General features: G+C 32.8%; 16 protein-coding genes and 1 CRISPR repeat array. Of the genes, 4 read left to right on the top strand and 12 right to left on the bottom strand.

Annotated features, from left to right (window positions below):
- Positions 1-3: 3 nt before the first annotated feature.
- On the bottom strand, positions 4-1,212 hold the full coding sequence (locus tag AS4_RS08895; RefSeq protein WP_096733918.1) for an efflux RND transporter periplasmic adaptor subunit: 1,209 nt from the start codon (positions 1,210-1,212) through the stop codon (positions 4-6).
- A gap of 298 nt (positions 1,213-1,510) precedes the next feature.
- On the opposite strand from AS4_RS08895, the gene AS4_RS08890 reads away from it, so the two are divergent.
- Together AS4_RS08890 and AS4_RS08885 are read left to right on the top strand one after the other, a co-directional pair.
- Entirely contained in the window at positions 1,511-2,032 is a 522-nt protein-coding gene (locus AS4_RS08890) for an RNA polymerase sigma factor (protein WP_004820783.1), read from the top strand.
- A 254-nt stretch (positions 2,033-2,286) separates the two neighbouring features.
- Positions 2,287-4,503 (top strand): TonB-dependent siderophore receptor, encoded by a 2,217-nt coding sequence (locus tag AS4_RS08885; RefSeq protein WP_096733917.1) that lies wholly within the window; start codon positions 2,287-2,289, stop codon positions 4,501-4,503.
- A 317-nt stretch (positions 4,504-4,820) separates the two neighbouring features.
- Positions 4,821-6,470: direct repeats of the CRISPR family, unit length 28 nt; unit sequence TTTCTAAGCTGCCTATATGGCAGTGAAC.
- A 325-nt stretch (positions 6,471-6,795) separates the two neighbouring features.
- Here the strand turns inward: AS4_RS08885 and AS4_RS08880 are convergent.
- The 3 genes from AS4_RS08880 to AS4_RS08870 all read right to left on the bottom strand — a co-directional run bounded on the left by AS4_RS08880 (position 6,796) and on the right by AS4_RS08870 (position 10,156).
- Positions 6,796-8,853 carry a TonB-dependent receptor domain-containing protein gene (locus tag AS4_RS08880; protein WP_096733916.1) on the bottom strand — a complete coding sequence of 686 codons (2,058 nt, stop codon included), beginning with the start codon at positions 8,851-8,853 and terminating at the stop codon, positions 6,796-6,798.
- 504 nt (positions 8,854-9,357) lie between these two features.
- Entirely contained in the window at positions 9,358-9,537 is a 180-nt protein-coding gene (locus AS4_RS08875; RefSeq protein ID WP_004721206.1) for a ribbon-helix-helix protein, CopG family, read from the bottom strand.
- Between the two features lie 262 nt (positions 9,538-9,799).
- Positions 9,800-10,156 carry a hypothetical protein gene (locus AS4_RS08870; RefSeq protein WP_096733915.1) on the bottom strand — a complete coding sequence of 119 codons (357 nt, stop codon included), beginning with the start codon at positions 10,154-10,156 and terminating at the stop codon, positions 9,800-9,802.
- Positions 10,157-11,284: 1,128 nt separating this feature from the next.
- Here AS4_RS08870 and AS4_RS08865 point away from each other — a divergent pair.
- The gene (locus tag AS4_RS08865; protein ID WP_096733914.1) at positions 11,285-11,836 is read left to right on the top strand and encodes a DUF2799 domain-containing protein; all 552 of its coding nucleotides are present in this window, start codon (positions 11,285-11,287) and stop codon (positions 11,834-11,836) included.
- A 235-nt stretch (positions 11,837-12,071) separates the two neighbouring features.
- Here AS4_RS08865 and AS4_RS08860 read toward each other — a convergent pair whose 3' ends face one another.
- From AS4_RS08860 to AS4_RS08850, 3 genes are all read right to left on the bottom strand, one after another.
- Positions 12,072-12,479, bottom strand: a complete 408-nt coding sequence (locus AS4_RS08860; RefSeq protein WP_096735503.1) for a hypothetical protein — start codon at positions 12,477-12,479, stop codon at positions 12,072-12,074.
- 81 nt (positions 12,480-12,560) lie between these two features.
- Positions 12,561-12,764, bottom strand: a complete 204-nt coding sequence (locus tag AS4_RS08855) for a hypothetical protein (RefSeq protein ID WP_096735502.1) — start codon at positions 12,762-12,764, stop codon at positions 12,561-12,563.
- 356 nt (positions 12,765-13,120) lie between these two features.
- Positions 13,121-13,381, bottom strand: a complete 261-nt coding sequence (locus tag AS4_RS08850) for a hypothetical protein (protein ID WP_096733913.1) — start codon at positions 13,379-13,381, stop codon at positions 13,121-13,123.
- Between the two features lie 1,735 nt (positions 13,382-15,116).
- Between AS4_RS08850 and AS4_RS08840 the strand changes: the two genes are divergently transcribed.
- Positions 15,117-15,995, top strand: coding sequence for an ATP-grasp fold amidoligase family protein (locus AS4_RS08840; protein WP_096733912.1), 879 nt, complete (start codon positions 15,117-15,119; stop codon positions 15,993-15,995).
- 123 nt (positions 15,996-16,118) lie between these two features.
- Here the strand turns inward: AS4_RS08840 and AS4_RS08835 are convergent, their stop codons facing one another.
- The 5 genes from AS4_RS08835 to AS4_RS08810 form a co-directional block, all read right to left on the bottom strand.
- On the bottom strand, positions 16,119-16,376 hold the full coding sequence (locus tag AS4_RS08835) for a hypothetical protein (protein ID WP_096733911.1): 258 nt from the start codon (positions 16,374-16,376) through the stop codon (positions 16,119-16,121).
- Between the two features lie 1,299 nt (positions 16,377-17,675).
- Positions 17,676-18,287 carry an NAD(P)-dependent oxidoreductase gene (locus AS4_RS08825; RefSeq protein ID WP_004820758.1) on the bottom strand — a complete coding sequence of 204 codons (612 nt, stop codon included), beginning with the start codon at positions 18,285-18,287 and terminating at the stop codon, positions 17,676-17,678.
- 586 nt (positions 18,288-18,873) lie between these two features.
- The gene (locus AS4_RS08820; protein WP_004820756.1) at positions 18,874-19,074 is read right to left on the bottom strand and encodes a hypothetical protein; all 201 of its coding nucleotides are present in this window, start codon (positions 19,072-19,074) and stop codon (positions 18,874-18,876) included.
- A gap of 25 nt (positions 19,075-19,099) precedes the next feature.
- Positions 19,100-19,369, bottom strand: a complete 270-nt coding sequence (locus AS4_RS08815) for a hypothetical protein (protein ID WP_004721225.1) — start codon at positions 19,367-19,369, stop codon at positions 19,100-19,102.
- Between the two features lie 102 nt (positions 19,370-19,471).
- Positions 19,472-19,630, bottom strand: coding sequence for a DUF1328 domain-containing protein (locus AS4_RS08810; RefSeq protein ID WP_004721227.1), 159 nt, complete (start codon positions 19,628-19,630; stop codon positions 19,472-19,474).
- Positions 19,631-20,562 lie beyond the last annotated feature (932 nt).

Here is a 20,562-nt window from a genome sequence, read left to right as displayed (position 1 = left end):
GATTTATCCAGCAGTTGGCTTGGCCGTAGAAATTGGCTGTTGATTTTCTGCAACAATTTGAACTTCTTTGCCTTCCGAAAGACGATCAATTCCTTCAAGTACTACTTTTTCGTTCCCCTTTAATCCGTCTAAAACTTCAATTTGACCATTTGAGGTCATCCCCAGTTTTAACATGCGAATTTCGGCTTTGTTTTGCGGATTGATAATATAAACATAGCTGCCTTTTGCACCATGTTGTACGGCATCAATTGGGATACTGATTGCATTTTGAATGGTTTGAGTCTTTAAACGCACATTGACAAACTGATTTGGAAATAAAGCATCATCCTGATTTGTAAAAATTGCTTTTATTTTTAAAGTTCCAGTACTGATATCAATCTGATTATCTATTGCTTGTACATGCCCTAGCGCAAGTTGTTTTTGTTCTGTTTTATCCCAAGCACTTGCCAACACCTTATCGCCATTTTTTAAGGATTGACGCAGATTTACTAAATGGTTTTCTGCCACTGCAAATTGCACAAAAATTGGATGCACTTGAGTGATACTGACTAAACCAGCACTTTCATTGGCTTGAATAAGGTTGCCAGCATCTTTCTGTCTAAATCCAACCCGCCCCTCAATAGGTGCATAAATTTTAGTATAAGACAGCTGTAGTTTTGCAGCATCTACTTGCGCCTTGTTCGCCTGTATCTGACCTTTAAGCTGGTTGACCAGCGCCAATTGCTGTTCTACTTGTTGTTTCGCAATCGAATCTTGTTTAAACAGCAATTGATAGCGCTGCAACTCTGTTTCAGCATTGTGCAACTGTGCTAAATTCTGCTGCTGTGTTCCTTCAGCCTGTGCAAGTGCGACCTGAAATGGCGCTGGATCAATTTGTGCAAGGAGCTGTCCTTTTTTTACGGTTTGCCCTTCTTTAAAATAAATCTGCTGTAAAACCCCAGCAACCTGACTTTGTACATTCACAGTATGCGTAGGAATGACTGTACCAATTGCTTTGATTTCAACCTGTAAATCTTGTCGTTGTACTGGCACAGTTCGCACGGGTACAGGTTTACTCCATTGGCTATATTCCTCTGCGGGTTTGGATGAGGTTTTTTTCCAATAGAAGCCTGCTAGTCCGAAAATAATCAGCAGCATAAATCCAATTAAATATTGAAACTTACGGCCAATAAAACTTTTTTTTGGGTTTACATTTACAGATGGCTTACTCATAAAAACTCTTATTCATACAGTCGCAGAACGATCAAAATTTACAATTGCGAAATAAATAAAGTGAAATTTCAAAGTTATTCATCATTTATCAATTAGATAATAATGTGAAATTTCACAATTACAAACCACCCATCTCATTAATAATCAAGAAGAAATAGTCTTTTAGCTCGCTAATTATCATGTTGCATTTTGTAATTCTTATTATTGCATTTAATAATCATTATCACTATCATTATTTTCAACACTTACTTTAACCAATAAAACTCCATGTTGTTGGCTTTTCAAACAGGCAACGCTTATGAATTTGAACGTACAAAAGCAGCAATGGTTTGATCATATTTATCAAGACCATCAAAATACTTTACTTTTGTGGTTCAAACATAAACTTCACAACCATCACCACTCTGAAGATCTTAGTCAGGAAGTTTTTTATCGTGCATTAAAAAGTAACTACTGTTTTGAAAATATTAAAGAACCCAAAGCATGGTTATTGGGAATTGCGAAACACGTGATTATTGATCATTGGCGCCACCAACAAGTTGAACACTTATATCTAGATGCACTAATACATACACCACAGGATGGCTATCCATCTGTAGAACATGAAATATGTATTCGAGAAAGTGTCTATCAAGTTCAACAAACGCTAGAAAAGCTACCCGAACGCGTCGCACAGGTTTTTTTATTATCACAAATGGAAGATATGACTTACCGCGCAATCGGTGAAAAACTTAATATTTCTGAAGCCACAGTAAAACGAGATATGAAACAAGCTTTTTTAGCCTGTTCTAGTATTTATACTACGACATTTAACTCATAATCTTTTTACTTATAAAACAAACGATTCAATAAAAATAAGTAGATAAAGCCGATTAGGTATATTTAAAAATCCATCTCGAACTTACATGACATCGATCTATTGATCATACAAATAGTTATAACCCTCTTCCCTATTCGCGCCTGCTCGCTATTGTTGTTACATCCAACGATATCCCTCATTTAAATCATAAAAAAATGAGCTTTTTTTAAAATAAAAACGACTAAGTAGATGAATATGACTCATACGAGAATTTAATGAAGGAACATCAAAGCAAACATGCATTAGCAATTGCAATTCGAACTGCAATTTGGGGCGGATCTATTTGTTTAATACATGGATCTGTATTTGCAGCACCGAACCCATCTGATGGCCAAGAACAAAACTCTACTCAGCTTCCTACCATCACTGTATCTGCCAATAATACCAATAGCCTTACAACCGAAGGCTCTGGTTTATATACCGCTAAAGCTACTACCGCATCAACAGGCTTGGCACTCAGCCTAAAAGAAACACCGCAATCAGTTAGTGTCATGACCCAGCAAAGAATGCAAGATCAAAACCTTACACAACTGACTGATGTTGCAAACCAAGTTGCAGGATTAACCGTTAGCCAGTCTGGAAATGTAGGTTCCGATACTTCACCCATTTATTCACGCGGTAAAAGTGTAGATAGCTATTTACTTGATGGTGTAAAACTCCTAAGTACCTACTCTTCTATTTTTCAAAGCCAAGACACTGCACTTTTCGATAGAATTGAAGTGGTACGAGGAGCGACAGGTTTAATGACTGGTGCAGGTTCCGCCAGCGCTAGTATTAATATGGTTCGGAAAAAACCATTACAAGATTTTAAAGCATCAATCAGTACAGATTTTAGCTCATGGGATTCATACCGTTTCGATGGTGATATCTCAACACCTCTTAATCAATCGGGTACGCTTCGTGGACGTGCTGTAGTTGCTTATCAGAACTCGGATTCATACATAGATCGCTTCAATGAAGAACGCAAAGTGGCCTATGCGGTTGTTGACACTGATTTGTCAGATAAGACTCAAGCAAGTCTAGGCTTAAGCTATCAACAAATTTATATTACTGGACAAGCTCGTGGTGGTTTGCCTGCTTTTTATAGTGATGGGACACGAACAAACTGGTCGCGTTCAGATTCAGCAGCACCTAGTTGGTCTTACTCAGATCGAACAACCACTTCACTCTTTGCTGATATCAATCATCAATTTAATGATAACTGGAAATTAAAGGCTTCATTAGCACGTATCATTACGGACTCAGATGAATTAGTTGGCTATGCAAGTGGTGGAACACCCAACAAAGAAACTGGTAGTGGGGTTTCGATTTATTCTACTCACTGGGCTTATAAACCCATTCAAGACTTGTTTAATATCAGCTTAAACGGCTCATTTGATTTATTTAATCAAACCCATGATGTGATCTTTGGTTCAACATTAACCAGAAGTGAAAATAGCCAGCCGTACTTTACCAATTGGTGGATTGATGGTTGGAGTGGAAATATTGATAATATATATAAATGGGATGGGAATACGCCTGCACGTCCAAATAATCCTGCCGTAGGATGGACCAAAGAAAATAATACAAGTTCATCATTTTATACCGCAGCTCGGTTTAAATTAAGTGATGATTTAGCACTGTTGTTGGGATCACGCTTAGAAAATTGGAAGTTAAAAAAAGAAGACAATAGCTATGAGAAAAACACAATTACAATAACCAATCGAAAAGAAGAAAATAAACTGATCCCTTATCTTGGCTTAGTTTATGATCTCACTCCCAATTGGTCTGCTTATGCGAGTTATACAAATATATTTTCTCCACAAGATCTAAAAACAAGAGCTGGGGATTATATAGACCCATTAGAGGGAAATAGTACAGAACTTGGAATTAAGGGTGCTTTTTTTGACAATCAACTTAATCTAAGTGCAGCAATCTATGAAAATAAAGAAGATAATTTTGCGGTCGCGATTCCTGAACAGCCAGATGGCTCGCATTTAGCACCTGATGGATCTCAAGCATATATAGCAGAATCTGGAACCAAGAGTCGCGGTATTGAATTAGAAGCCACAGGAAAACTCACAGATGCTTGGCAAATCTCCTCAAGCTTTGCCCGAAATTTAAGCCGAGACCGTAATGGCAAGCTATTAAACTCTAATATTCCAAGTAATACTGCCAAACTTTATACAACCTATAAACTTCCTTATCTTAATGAAGCAATAACCGTTGGCGGAGGTATTCGTTGGCAAAGTGAAATTCAATCAGCAGATCATAAATTTACCCAGAGTGAATACAGTGTTGTTGATTTAATGGCACGTTATAAAATAAACAATAAATTAACAGCCAATCTCAATATAAATAATCTTTTTGATAAAAAGTATTATTTAACAACAGGTAATAGCTACTACGGCGCACCGATTAATTTTAGAGTGGGGTTAAAATACGATTGGTAATTCTGAAGTCTATTTATAATTAGCTAAACATTAGACTTCTTTCATAAGCCCATTTTAAAACATAGATTGAGATAAAATCCCCCTCATCCTAGCCTTCTCCCAGTGGGAGAAGGAACTTTCAATACCAATATGATTCACTCTACATGATCATTTTTTGATTTATGAAAGATCTTTATTGATTTAGCTTTAAATAAACCAATGAGTTAGATGTAGAGAAAGTTAGCTTAAAGGTGATTTTCTCTACAAATTCAAATGTTATCAATATAACTAAAATTAACTCCTCTGCTGGTATACCTCATCTATTGTTTTTCCGTTGATTGTTAAACTACCTATATGGCAGTGAACATATTCAGAATTTAATGTCTATGATCGGGGAATTTCTAAGCTGCCTATATGGCAGTGAACATCCACAATGTATTTTTGTGCTTATCTTTATATTTCTAAGCTGCCTATATGGCAGTGAACTTGAAGATTATGACGATATTTTAGCGGCTCATTTTCTAAGCTGCCTATATGGCAGTGAACCCTTACCCATTCAATTTTATGACACTGCTTCGTTTCTAAGCTGCCTATATGGCAGTGAACGTTATCCCGACAATAAAATTGTACTGATCAATTTTCTAAGCTGCCTATATGGCAGTGAACGAAAATGTTAAAGAATTACAAGTCAAAGCAATATTTCTAAGCTGCCTATATGGCAGTGAACTGTAGTACGAGTAATGCCACCAACCAAAGCCTTTTCTAAGCTGCCTATATGGCAGTGAACAGACTAAACAGGGGTGAGAATATCGCTCAAACTTTCTAAGCTGCCTATATGGCAGTGAACTAGTTGCATCAAATGCGAATGCCGCTGAGGGTTTTCTAAGCTGCCTATATGGCAGTGAACAGTATTAGTTCAATCAATCAGTCGATTACAACTTTCTAAGCTGCCTATATGGCAGTGAACCAAAAAAAAGCATAAGTAAAAAAGTTTTCATATTTCTAAGCTGCCTATATGGCAGTGAACTAGCCATACCCGCTAAAAACACGGCAGTAAGTTTTCTAAGCTGCCTATATGGCAGTGAACTTGCTGAGCTGTAGCAACAATAGCGTTGCGTATTTCTAAGCTGCCTATATGGCAGTGAACTTTCTAAACTGCGGCATATGCGTAGTCAGAGATTTCTAAGCTGCCTATATGGCAGTGAACGCTGGAAAATGGGCAGATGGAATTTTTTAACTTTTCTAAGCTGCCTATATGGCAGTGAACAGAGACTTTATCACCGTTAGCATTAACTGAATCTTTCTAAGCTGCCTATATGGCAGTGAACTTGCTGAGCTGTAGCAACAATAGCGTTGCGTATTTCTAAGCTGCCTATATGGCAGTGAACCTTCTTTAGTCGTTAATTGGGGGCGATGCAATTTTCTAAGCTGCCTATATGGCAGTGAACTTTCTAAACTGCGGCATATGCGTAGTCAGAGATTTCTAAGCTGCCTATATGGCAGTGAACGCTGGAAAATGGGCAGATGGAATTTTTTAACTTTTCTAAGCTGCCTATATGGCAGTGAACTGAAGCTAACCTTGAAGAAGAATATGAGCTAGTTTCTAAGCTGCCTATATGGCAGTGAACACGCAGACTCACTTGAGCCTTCACTAGATAAATTTCTAAGCTGCCTATATGGCAGTGAACTCGTTGATGGTGATGTGAGTATTGCTGCATCTTTTCTAAGCTGCCTATATGGCAGTGAACCAATCGACTTTGCGACACCTGCTGGATTAATTTTTCTAAGCTGCCTATATGGCAGTGAACGCCGATTTAACTTTTGCTGAAACGGCGCGATTTTTCTAAGCTGCCTATATGGCAGTGAACGTATTCTGCGGTTTCGTGCGGCTGGCTTAGATTTTCTAAGCTGCCTATATGGCAGTGAACCTACTAGAGTTGCTGCAAGTCAAGGCTCAGATTTTCTAAGCTGCCTATATGGCAGTGAACTATAATTTTAAATCAAAAAACATTCTGATAACAGCAAGTTAAATATAAAAACCATAAAATACCCAAAGTTTTTTAAAAAACATATAACCTACTGATTTTATTAAACTATAAAATTATCAAAAAAATATTGGGGGAAATTTTAGTACGAACAAAAAATTCCTAAATTCTGAAGATCATTGCTTTACTATTTTATATACAGCACTTGATTCATCGAAATAAAATCACTTCCTAATAAAAATACATAACAAAAAACCATCCGAAGATGGTTTTTCTAACGCATGATTTATTATTGAAGTGAAGTCAGTCTTCGCTTCAATATGATTGATTAGAACTTAAAGGTTGCGCCTACAAATACTTTTTGACGCTCAACGAAGTATGCATCTGCACCATTTGACAATTTTTTATCAAGTAAATTAGTAAAGCCACCACGTACAGTGAGCTTATCATTGACTTGATAATTGCTTGCTAAATTTACAATCGTATGCGGTTTTTGCATCGTAGGAGTAGCGCTTTTATCAGTTAAATATTGCTTACCTAAATATTGCGCAGACAATTCTACATTGAGTGGATCTATCGGTTGCCAATTTAGGGCTGAATTTACCGTTAATTTTGAAGTGGTCAGTAAGGTTGCACCAGTATCTTCATTTTTTGCTTTTAAGAAATACGTTGCATTATTATTCCATTTTAGATTGTCTAAAACTGGGAAATTTACAACCATTTCTAGACCACGCGTTACTGCATTTTGAATATTTTCATTTCGAGTAAACCAAATACCACCTTCGTGACCTAACGGCGAATAAGTGATTTTATTTTTAAAATCTGTATGGAAGAATGTCAAACCTAAATCTGTACCAAAACCAGTATAATTTACACCAATTTCATAGTTTGTGCTTTCCTCAGGCTTAAGGTTTGGATTACCTGTCATAAAGCAGCTACCACCCGTATAGGTATCTGGCTTTTGCTTACTGTCATACCAAATTTTACCTCTTAACCCATTGCAACCATTCCCACCAGATTCAGTTGCCCCACCAGGAGATGATTCTTTCACAGTTGGTGCACGGAAACCTTTTGCGATCCCCCCTTTAATCACAAGATCATCCATTGGACTATAAACTAAATAACCGCGTGGACTATGGTGATCACCATATTTATCATCATGATCTAAACGATTCCCTACTGTTAATGTCAAATTATCGAGCAGTGAAATATTGTCTTCAAGAAATAATGCCCAATTTTTATTATCCACCTTAGGGTCGGTATAGCTTTTCCCATCCCAACTGCCACCAGGTAGAGTACCAATTGTGTCAGTATTGGTTAATTCTTGTTTTTTCCATTGACCGCCAACAGTTAAGACTTGCTTAAACATTAGCTCAAATGGCATGGTTAAGCTACCTTCAACAATCAATTCATTTGATTTAGTCTTAGAACCAAGCACACTTGAATCATAGTCATTGTAGTATGCACTTAACTTAGATTTACCAATTGCCCACTCACCATCATGCGATACGCTATATGAATTATGTTCTAATTTTTTAGCTCCCCAACTGGTCTCCTGTTCTGCCCCTGTTTTGGGGTTAATTTGAGAACCTTTTTTATTCTTTTGAATACTGTGCCCTGCTTCAAAACTGAATGACTGTTTATCTGTTGGCTGATAGTGCAACATCGCATTGTAGTTTTGATCTTGAGAACCTGTGGTTCCGTTACCTGCTGAATATTTCTTATCTGCCTCTCGTTCAGTCATCCCTGCAGTCAAGCGCAGACCTAAGGTATCAGTTAATGGACCAGCAGCCATGACACCTGTTTGTAAAGAAGTGCCTAAATCAGACGAAGTTGTTGGCTGAGTATAATTTAAAGTGACATTACCGCCCCAAGCATTGGGAATCTTCTTAGTAATAATATTAATTACACCTCCCATGGCATCTGAACCATATAAGGAAGACATTGGACCACGAACGACTTCAATTCTTTCAATCATATCGGGTGTAATCCAGTTTAAATCCTGACGACCTAAATCTGGACGATAACTTACATCTCTTGAAGACCCGATGCGTTTACCATCAACTAAAATCAATGTGTAATTGTCTGGTAAACCACGCAATTTAATCTTAGAACCTTCCTTCGAAGGACTAATTCCACCTGTTACCCCAGGAACTTTACTCAATAACTCTCCAAGACTACCCACAGGTTGTTTTTCGATATCTTCGCTTGTAATAACACTAATACTTGCTGGTGCTTCTTTAACATCTACTGCCTGACTACTCGCAGTCACTACAATTGTTTTTAACTTTGTCGCATCTTCAGAAGTATCTTTTGCATATGCTGAAATTGACATTGCGGTGAGTATAGAAATTGACAGCGTTTGAAATCTTAATTGTTTATTCATGTTAATACGCAACTTAAATTAAGGAGGAATTGTGAAAGAATTGTTGCGCATTGTATTTGAGCAAAACCTCAAATGCAATTGCTAATAATAATAATTATCATTTATTTAATTTTAATTTATGGTCAATTAACAGAAAAACACTTAATCATAATCATATGAAAAACAATGCTATAAAGGTCAAAACTAAGCTGAAGTTTTGTCAAAAAAGAATTCAAAAAATCTATTTATCGTATTGTTTCTAGGCTTTATTTTCAAAAAGAGCTTACAAGCCATAAAACGGCCTGTAAGCTCTCTTTTGCTTATTTACTCAATATCATCAAGCTCAAATTGGTCAGCTTTACAGAATCAAATATATTAAAAATTTATAAATATCAAAATCATCAATAATTAGTACAACATTTTTGATCAATCTTACTCAGTTTTCTCTGATTCAATATAAATAAGACCCGCTTTTCCCCCTAAAAAGCACAGTCCTATTTTTTGATAAAATTGATAATTTAAATATTACTTTTTCGGTAAAGTCGGTTTAGTCGCGTAATCAACACCATGCTTTTCTAAATACTCACGAATCAGTTGGCGAACCACTTGTGAAGGCTTTAGATCCTGACGGTTGCACAATTCTTCAAAAGCTTCCTTTTTATTCGGGTCTATCAAAATAGTTAATCTTGCTGTTTTATTTTCCATATTCCCAATCTCTTAATTTATTTAGAAATAGAATTCTAATAACATTTATGAGATTTTCAATGATATTTTTTTATTTTATGGTATTCATATTTATAACTTTACATTCATAGACTTAAGTCGACTATTTCACTCAAGTTTTAACATCTTTATATAGCCTATATTCAGACTGTATTTATATGCTAAATATGCATTCTATTTTCTTAGTATTGATGATTTAAAATGGCTATTACATCGTATCCAATATAATAGCCAATTGCTGCTTTTAAGAAAAATCTAACTCTTTTTCAAAAATTCGAAGTTCATGTCTTGCCATCGCTAAGTTCGATTTTTGGCGATCCAATACCAGGTATAAAAATAAATCGCTATTCTTTTCAAGTGGACGTAATAAATGGTACTGCTTCCCGAGTGTGATCAAAACATCATCAATCGTATCTTTCAAATCTAGTGCTTTTGCTGTTTTAATTTTTGCTCTTAAAACTTCCGTATTTCCAGCAGCAGCGAGTTCTAAATCGATTCCCGTTCCTTGAGCGGCAAGTGATAATCCGCTTGTAAAGTCGACAAGTGCTGCTGCTGTGAAGCCATCAATTTCAGCCAATGGATTTAAGTCAATTTTAGCCATTATTTTTTACCCCTTTTATTCAATATAAGATGATTTATATAGATTTATAGCGCTATATAACAACATAAAAATATCATAAAATGATAATAAAATATTATATTATTATAATGATATGTGATTTTTTTAATATTTTTCAGCACTTTGACACAAAAAAGCCCTCCAATGAGGGCACTATCAAGCTTTTTTACTTTTTAGCTCAGTGCTTACATTCCTATAGAAAATTAGATCTTTCTTTTTTAGCGACTTTGATAATTTTTGTTTGTTCTGTTTTTCACTGGCAAAAGTAAGTAAGAAATCTGTAAAAATAATTACGGTTAAAAGATATCCGATTAATTTTTAAATTCAACACCATGATTGCATAGCATTTTTTGACAATAAAAATTAGCCAAAAGTACTCTTGGTTAAAACCACAAAATTAGTCGTCATTCTGCTTGAATGATATTTTCATTTGTTTAAAAACCAAGCCTGATGCAATAAAACCAAGGCATCCAATAACGATAAACTCAACAATAGCTTCCGTTAAACCGAGAACAAAAAAAACTATGGATAAGACTACCGATACAGTAAAAACGATCTTCCCAAACATTAGAATTAAGCCACTTTAAAGATCAATGTAAATTTAACTATAAAATCATAGTATATAAGTTTTATGAAATTAAATAAGTAACTATAAATTTCTGTGTAATCGTCACTGCACTGAGCTCAATGATTGTCTATGTTTTGGATTTGTAGTCTTGCTTTAATCCGCTTTATTTTTATAGCGTTAGATGAAAAATCCTATTTTTAGAAAAAATCTGAATAAATTATCAATCTATTAAATTTAACTGCCCATCCGTTATTTTTAAATTAAATGAAGTTAAGAATTTAGCAGTTCTGTTCTTTTGAAGATGAATCCTTGGGTTTATATCTATCAACTGCAATACAAACATTATGCACAATCTGAAGATACGCCAAAGTTAAAATACGATATCGGCAATAGCTGCAGAATCATGATAAAAACACTTTTTTATCTCAAATTTTAGATGCACTTTTCATGTAAATCCGTATTGATGATCAGGAAATTATTGACCTTGTCATGATAAAATCATTTTTTAAAAGTAATTCAAAAATCGTTTGGAAGAATTTTTCATGAAACTTATAGTAATTTTATCTACTTTTACGGTTTTACTTTCCGGTTGTGCTGCAATGAGTGTTGAACAATGTAAAACTGCAAATTGGTTTAACGTTGGTGAAAAAGATGGCGCTGCTGGAAATAAATCCCATATAGATAAATACTATTCCTCTTGTAAAAAAGCCAATATTACTCCTAGTCAAAATCTTTATGAAATGGGTTACCTAAAAGGTTTAGGAGCTTACTGTCAACCTGAAAATATCTTTTACGAAGCTTTAGAAGGTCGCGGTAATTTTCGAGTTTGTCCTGCAGAGAAACGTGAATCCTTACGTCATTATTATCAAGTCGCCAGTAACTTTTATCATGCGAATTCAGAATTTAATACTGCACAAAACAATCTAGATTACTATCTTGGAAAATTAGACAGCAAAGATCTCTCTGCCAAAGATCGCGACGACTATAAAAAGAAATTATCTGATCTTCGTAGCAATAGCAGTCAAGTACGCTCACGTTATCAAGACGCACTTCGGAATCTGGAACGCTTTAAAGCTGAGCATGATCTCTATTAGTTTTAAACAAGTCACAAACAACTACTCACGAGCGATTTCGAACACTGCTTTGGAATAAGTTGTTCGAATAAAAAAGCCTCACATCACTGTGAGGCTTCCCCTTAATTTTGCGCTGATTAAGGATTATTGTATGTTTATTCACTATAATGAATTAACAATCACAGTTTTACTAAATAACGTGAAATGTGTCAATTTTAAATCATAAAATGAGCATACTTTTTTCAACTATTCACCATCATTCAATGATACAGACTTGTTTTCTTAATGGACTATCTCTTGCAAGATCGTCATTAGATGAACCAATACCATGTGTAATGCCGTTTTCATCATAAAATGACAAAAATGTATAAGTTTTATTTTTATCACAGTCTACATAATTGATCATTTTCATATATTTAAAAGAATTATCCTGCCTATCCTTAGCGACTCTCAGCATAACTGCTTTATATCTAGGCTGGTCCAATTTCGGCTCTCTTTTTACAAGAAAAAGCGACTTTTTTATTTTAGACGTATGTTTATCATCTAGCTCTTTTTTAAACTTTTCAATATCTAATTTTTCTTCAAGAAAAGTTGGTTTTATTGGATCAGCAAAGCTAAATTTCGAATTCAATATAAGAAATGCCAAGAGAATTTTTTTCATCATTGATTTAAGTATCATCTGCAAAAAAGTTCAATCACATAAATTAAAGCCCCAACTTTTGATGGGTACATTTGCGAATTAATTTTAAAGACTTATATCAATATCAATGTTGTCAGCAATATCAGAAACAATATCTTTACTCGTATTCACAATCAACCGACCTGTTTCCAAGATCAGATCAACGGCATCCAAAGGATTGATCGAATTCACGATATCATTCATTACGCTAGAATCTTTTTGCTCTGGTTGAGATTGCTGTTCTAAATCTTGATTATCTAAATTATTCACTTTGTTCTCCCATAAGCCCCGCATAAGAATTCCACAGTGAATTCAGGGGCTATTCGACGACATCACACAATAGCAGAACTATGCCATATTGCCACAACGCGGCCAATAGCTGACATCTAATCAGTGACTTAATCCTGCAAGTGCAGAGTCTTAGATTGATCTTGTTGATATGTATCTTATTTTCGACATATGCTTCACCCCACAATAAAACGAGACAGACTATTGAAATGATTTTCATCGTTGGGACTGTCTTGATTGAAAAATTAAACCCTAGAAAAAAGTAAAATTTGGTTCGTTTAGGTGATGGAATAAAGTTGTGGTTATTTCCTTCAGGAGACATTAAAACTTACAGTGTTTTAATTCCAAAAAACAGAAAATATTTTTTCTTTACCTTCATTTTTGATACTCACCTTGTAGCCCGCTTTCTTAAATTCTTCACCCAGATTAACGATGTCATGTTGTGCGAAATCTGTAGTGATGTATTCACTTACAAATAACTCTCCTTCATCGGCTTTTAATCTAATTTGTGTTTTCAAAAATCTTTTAAGCTGCTCAATTGAAAAATATGGCGCTTGATTGGAATCTGTTTTAGTCTCATTCATTTTAGGTATTGGCATTTAAAAACTCACACTCGCAAAGTAAAAAAATATTATGAACAGCTTAACTTTGAATTGAGTATAAAAATTGAAATATCATGTATTCCATGTTATTTCATTTACATGATTATTTTTTAACAACTTTTAGACAATGATGACACACCGCCAACTCTCCGTCTTTACAATAATGCGTATCAATCACACGATGAAAGCCAAACATACATTTTAATAACTGGATCAAAATCAATCCCTCCATAAAGTAAAAAGCCCATCTCAAGATGAGCTTTTCCATTAAGCAGTTTTATTTTGGAAACCATACGCCAGTTGGCACATTTCCCAACAGGTGTACCAGTAAAGTTAAGGCAATAAATACGGAAAAGAAAAAAACGATGTTTATTGATTTGTCTATCATGATTTCACCCTCATTTTATTGTTGTTTCTTTTTTATACAACAAATTATGTAAAATATCAAACAATTTAAGCAACTTAAAATATATTTTTTACCATTTGTTAAAATAAATCATCAAACAATCAAAATAAAAAAATCATGGATTATCCAAGATGATCACCATTTCACTGTAACCCAAATGCAGCAAGGCAAAATGAAAAAATATAAAAAAAGACGCCTTAGCATCTTTCATTTATATGAAGTTTATTTAAACAATAATATTTAATTTTTTAAGTAAAAAATTTTTAATAATTTCATTCTCATCTAATAACATCAGTTCATCAGATACCCAAAAAATATAAAATACGTTTTTAAACTGAATCTTTCTTTTAAAATAGTTTGTTGTTGAATTGGGTAATTTGCCTTTTACTTTAAAAGACTTTTTATTATCATTTCCTAGCAACTTACTTCCATGCCAGGGACCGCCTATACAAATATTCATAAGAATTAATTTTAAAGATGTTGTTCTGAATTTACATCAAATCTATAAATAAACAACCCATACCTTCGTATAAATTTTAAGCAAAACAATAATAGACCACATCATTGGATCAAATAGCGCATTATTTGAACTCCAATGATGTCAAGTTAGAAAGCAGAACATCCGTTTACAGTAGCTATTCCAAATATTAATTCATTCATTTTTATTAAAAGTGTGCTTAAAATCACATTAAATCCTCAATATTCTTTCAATAAAGCTTAACTATTCAGCTTTCCATCGATACTAATATTCATTTTTCAAATCGTTTTATGCTTTTAGATAGAAGCCAGATACTTATCATTTATTGATTAGGCTAAAATTAATAAACCCACCTAAAAATAGGTGGGTTTATTAAAGACTTAAATACCAAGTCAAAGTGAAAAGCACAACCTTCTTCACTGGTTAAATTTTACACAATTCATATTAAGATTCAAGAAAATATTTTACCTTTTGGTAAAGCTTCATATATGTATCGTAAATTTTATGTAACAGACTGCTTAAATCCTTAGCAAATCGCCTAAGGATTGTCGACCTAAGCAATCTAAAGCTTAAATTTTCATGGATTACAATAACCACGCGCTTGATTCAAATATGTCATATTACACATATAAAAACTGGATTCAACATATTGATTAAATATAATAATTTATAATTCAAAAACATAGCCCCATAAATTTTCCAATCCCCCCATAAGTGAAAGTAAATATGAAATATTCAGAGTAATAAGCCTATTACTATAATACTCATACATAAAGTCATTCGCTTTTTAAAAATTTTTTAAGTATTGCTTATTTATACTTATACGATCATTAATTGGGTTTTGACAAATGATTGACAATCTCACCTATTTTGCAAAAGTTATAAGAGCATATTTTGTCTCAGATAAGCAATATTTAACCAAACGTTTTATTAATAAACTTGGTTATATTCCCAATTTTGATCAACCCAAAAGTTTTAATGAAAAAGTTACAGCAAGAATGATTTTTGAAAGAGATCCATTACATACCTTATTGGCTGATAAATTAGCTGTAAGAGAAGTGATCAGCAATAAAATTTGTTCTTCTCATCTGGTTCCATTGATCGGTGTATACCAATCTTTCAAGGAAATTGACTTTAGTCGACTACCCGATAGATTTGTTTTGAAATGCAATCATGATAGTGGCAGCGCAATCATCTGCAATGATAAGTGTCAATTTGATCAAAGAAATGCGGAAAACAAATTAACGCATCATTTAAAGCAAAATATGTATTTCAGGAAAAGAGAATGGCATTATAAAAATATTAAGCCATCAATTTTAGCTGAGCAATATGTTGATTTATTGATTGACCAAGAGACTAAATTAACCATTACCACATGTAGAGTCCATTGCTTTGAAGGTCAACCCAAATTTATAGAAGTCGATGTACAAGATAGTCTCAAAAATGAATATTCAAATATTTACGATACTTCGTGGACACTCCAACCATTTACAGTTGATTTAAAAAGCAATAGCCCTGCATATTTAAAGAAACCAGCTCGGCTAGGCATTTTAATTGAGTTATCACAAACGCTCTGCCTGAAATATGGTTATAGCCGAATAGATTTTTTGATATCAAAAAATAATATCTATTTCAGTGAAATAACCCTAACACCTAATGCTGGAAGAATGGTCATTGAACCCAAAGAGTGGGATATGAAACTTGGTAGTTATTGGCATTTATTTTAAAATAATGTGAAAATACCCACAAAGAGCTGGACTTGTGGGTATATAAATCATAAAAAATGAGTAAAAAACCCTCGAAGTTTAGTTCAATAAAAATATGACTTATTGCATGTAGTCTTTATATCGCTACACAATAAATTTAAACTCAAATTTTCCTTTATAATCAATAGTATCTAAATAATCTTTAATGTCATGTGCTATATTCTTAAAGGTTTCTAAAACATCACTTGGTGGATCAATAACGACTTCAATTTTATAATTTTCATCTTCTTTTTTTGTAGTATGTGTATATATGCCATCACAGCTCATTTTTAATTTTAGATAATCCTCTAGCGTTTTAGTTAAATGATTTGTTACCAGCTCAATTTTTGAAAATTTGTGCATATCCCCTCTTTCCTAAATCACTAGTCATAACCAGATAAAGAATCTCGTATCTTCCCAATCAAATACTCTTTAACTTATCAGAAAGACCAGTTATCCAGACGTTGATGCTTAAGTTACGATTCACTATATCGTATTTTATAGATATACTAATTCAATCTTAGGTTGGAAATCAACTACTATTCTTTTGAAATTTCTACTATTTTGAGATTTAATGCCAATAAAAAAACTATTTTTAGTTATTTTCCCCTTCTATTCTTATATTTCCTAATATATTTATACCCATGTAGTTCTTAAAAAAGATATTTCATAAATCAAAAAATGATCATGTTGAGTGAATCAGATTGGTATTGAAAGTTCCTTCTCGCTTTGGGAGAAAGCTAGGATGAGGGGGATTTTATGTTGATCTATGGTCTTAAAAAGGACTTATGCAGATGTCTAAAGTATAAAACTAAAAGTCATATCTACAATGGTTGCAACTGTTCATATCATTTTACTCAGCACTAATCCAAGTACGAGCCAGTCCATGTATGACCTAATCTAAGTACAACCTAATCTAAGTTTGATGACTAAAACGCGAAAAATAATTTATCTTCAAATGACAAAAAAATTAAAAATGTTGTTGATTTAAATGAATTAATATTTAGAAAACTCAGAATAGTGATTTTAAAACCAATGACAATAAATCATTTATCATCATGCGTTCATCTATTTTCATACAAGACTCATTTAGAGACCATTATAACAATATCTTAAAATTCTTATAACGAATATACACTTAAATAAAAGTTACTGATTAAATTAAGAAACTGATAGACATTTTTCAAAGTTTTTTAAATGAATACTTTTTGTTTCATAACATTTCCAGCATATAAGTCTATCCATAAAAGTGTTATAGTATAACAATTCAAAAAAGAGCTTTTCATGACAAATCCATATATCAATAGCAAGTTCTATATTTTAATTTTGGTCTTATTTATATCAATTATGACCACTAATGTAATCCACAATGACTTTTCAGACAGCTTATTAACCATAATTAACTGTTTTATCATCATAAAAATATTACATGTATTGTCCATTCAACTTTTAAACACAATCTTTAAAATTTGCAATCCTTAATTCATTTAAACTATATAGTTATATTTATTCAATATAGATAAATAAAATGACCTACAGCAATGACCAAAATATTTAAAATAAAAATACTTATAAGTACAAATAAGTCTAGAAAACGCTAAAATCATCAATTTAATTTTTATAGAAAAAAACCCTCACATGAGGGCTCTTATACACTTCTTCTTAGTATCCAACAGTAAAACGTTGATTAATATGGTTGTTATTTTCAATTTCATCAGATAATGCTATTGCAAAATCTTCAGCTGAAATTTTACTGCCGTCTTTACCAATTATAAGTTCATCTTTGCCTAAACGAAATTCTCCTGTACGTTTTCCTGGACCAAACTCTGCCGAAGGTGATATAAAAGTCCATTCAATATCATCGACTTGTTTAAGTTTTTCAAGGAAATTTACAGCAGCTTCTGCTTCAGGTTTATACGCAGCAGGAAAGTCATCTGTATCCAATAAGCGTACATTTTTGTTGGGAATAGTCAATCCGCCAGCACCACCAACAACCAAATAACGCTTAACTTTAGAATCCCGAATTGTGTTAATCAATGCATTTGCATCTAAGCCATGAAAAGGAACAGCACTTATCACAACATCTTGCCCTTTTAGAGCTTCTACAAGCGCTTCATGATCATTTAAGTCCACATCTACGGATAAGACACGCTCTGTATCTGGTACTTTATGTGTATTACGTGCGATGGCTTTAACGTAATGACCACGTGAAACAAGCTCTTCTAAAATACGTGAACCCGCCATACCTGTTGCACCAATTAAAGCAATCTTCATAATCGTTCCTCACTTATTTAAGATAATTCAAAAATCTTAATCAAATCGTTTTATAAACCATTAAACTTAAAACTTATAATGTTTAAAATTTTATAAATAATTTACACATGAAATAATTAACAATTTATAGATTAAGATTGATAATCCATTATCACCTATATAATTCCATTTTGAATTATTAGTTAAGTTTATTTTCTGTCAAAATCATGTAAACAATGTCACTTTTTAATAGCTCTCATGTATAGGTATTTATTCTAAGTATAATGATTTTAGTAACTGGCTTTCACTTGAATAAAGTTTATGCCTTATTTTAAAATATACTTACTAAGATGGCTGAGTTACCTTAGCTTCCACCTATTAAAGGTGGTCAAGAAACAGAAAAACGTTATGATTATTCACTTCCAGTAGCTAAACGCACAGCCCTAAATTTTTGCATCTTTAAAAACTACCATAAGTGTAGCATCTTATATTCAGGATGTAGTTTTGATTAGTTAAGTTACTCTATGAGATAACTCTTAGTCACTTTAGACCGATTAAATTAAGGCTAAAATTATAAAAATGAATTGAGAAGCTTAGAATATTTGATTCAACTGCTTCTCATCATTTGTCGTTGCTGGCGAACTAATCCTAACTGCATCTTTCTCTCAAGTATTTCTTCTTCAGAGAATGATAAAGAATCTTTTAATATTTCAATAGGTAATGAACTATTTTCAATCAAATAGCAGTCTTGATCAGTTGACCATTCTGAAATCAATGCTGCTTTTTTTCGCTTATGTCTATGATGCATATAAATACCCTTAATCAAAAAAATCTTATAGATTTATTTGCCGATCAACCCATTCCAAAAATTTATTTTTATTATTTATTTCAGGTGCGTTGACTATTACTATATTTTTTTTACTGCCAAATTTACCCGAGATTTTGTTTGGTTTCTCAAAATTGAACTCATCATCTGTGCCCTCATTTAAAGCTCTGAAATATTCAGCGATCTTCTCAAAATTTGTTTTACTATTAAAGTCAGGTCTTAAAAGTAAAAAATTATAAATTTGTTCTAAAACAAAATCATAGTTAATATTTTTCATAATGTTCTCAGTTCAAATTTATTTAAATGATTTAAGTATTTTCAAATTCATTATATCTAACGATAGAATGATTAAATTCTATCGTTAGATGGTTTATAGTGACTATACCTTTCCACGAGAAATAAAACCAATCACAGTAAGGATAACAGCGACAACCAATAGAATAACTGCAAAATCTTTTGAAAGACCTGCTACACCACCAAATCCTAAAAGACTCGCTATAAGTGCTATTACAGCAAAGATAATCGCCCAACGAAACATACTATATTACTCCCTAAAATATATTTTGATTTAAAATAACACTATAAATTAATATTTTAATTCAAGTGTTATTTTATGTGATTAAAATGTTCTAGTTTATAATATTTACAACTCAAAACCACATTAACACTTAAACTCACCAATTAAGATAAACTTATAATTCAAGATAAAAATAAAAAAAACATTAAAAATTACTTTTTATATAACTTATTAAGAATAAAAAATCGATCGACACGTGTATCCTTTAATTTCGGCATAATCATTTTTATAATCAATAAAACAGAGCAAGAAATAAAAAGCATGACGATGACTTCAACCGAGTAACTTATCATGAATAAAAGGCTATAGAATCCTAAGAAGTAAGATAGACTTAGGAATACCTTTTGCAAATAAATTGTGATGAATACCCCATACAGTAAAGCTGATAAAAACAAGTTGAGTTTTTTATTCATCCCCAATTGATCAAAAATAATAATAAGCAATGAAATACTCAAAACAGAGACAATAAAAATAACAATATTTTTTAAAATTTGCATTTCATCCTCTCTCATTTCATATTTATAAAAATGCTCCCCCCTTAGTTGTCCGACTAAGGGGGAAGACTCCCCCAATACACAACACTTTTTATTCAACACATCATTTTTATAATGAATTTTTTTAATTTAAGCGTTAGCGACAATCACCTTAAATTAATATTCAGATTTATAATAATGATGAGCACTTGTGGTGTATCTAGGCAGTATAAATAATATGAAATTTAGCGATATAATCCATGGCTTACATGATTGTGAGAAATTTCGCACATTTGTACGTTTTTTAACCACACGAAATTAAAAATATATTTATTAAATCTATTATTTTCAAATATTTAATTTTAACTATAGGCTAAATTTATTTTGTAAAGTAACAAAACACTCAAACAGTGTTAAAAA

This window comes from Acinetobacter guillouiae (genome assembly GCF_002370525.2).
GTDB classification, from domain to species: domain Bacteria; phylum Pseudomonadota; class Gammaproteobacteria; order Pseudomonadales; family Moraxellaceae; genus Acinetobacter; species Acinetobacter guillouiae.
This window is presented reverse-complemented; position numbering and strand designations above follow the sequence as displayed.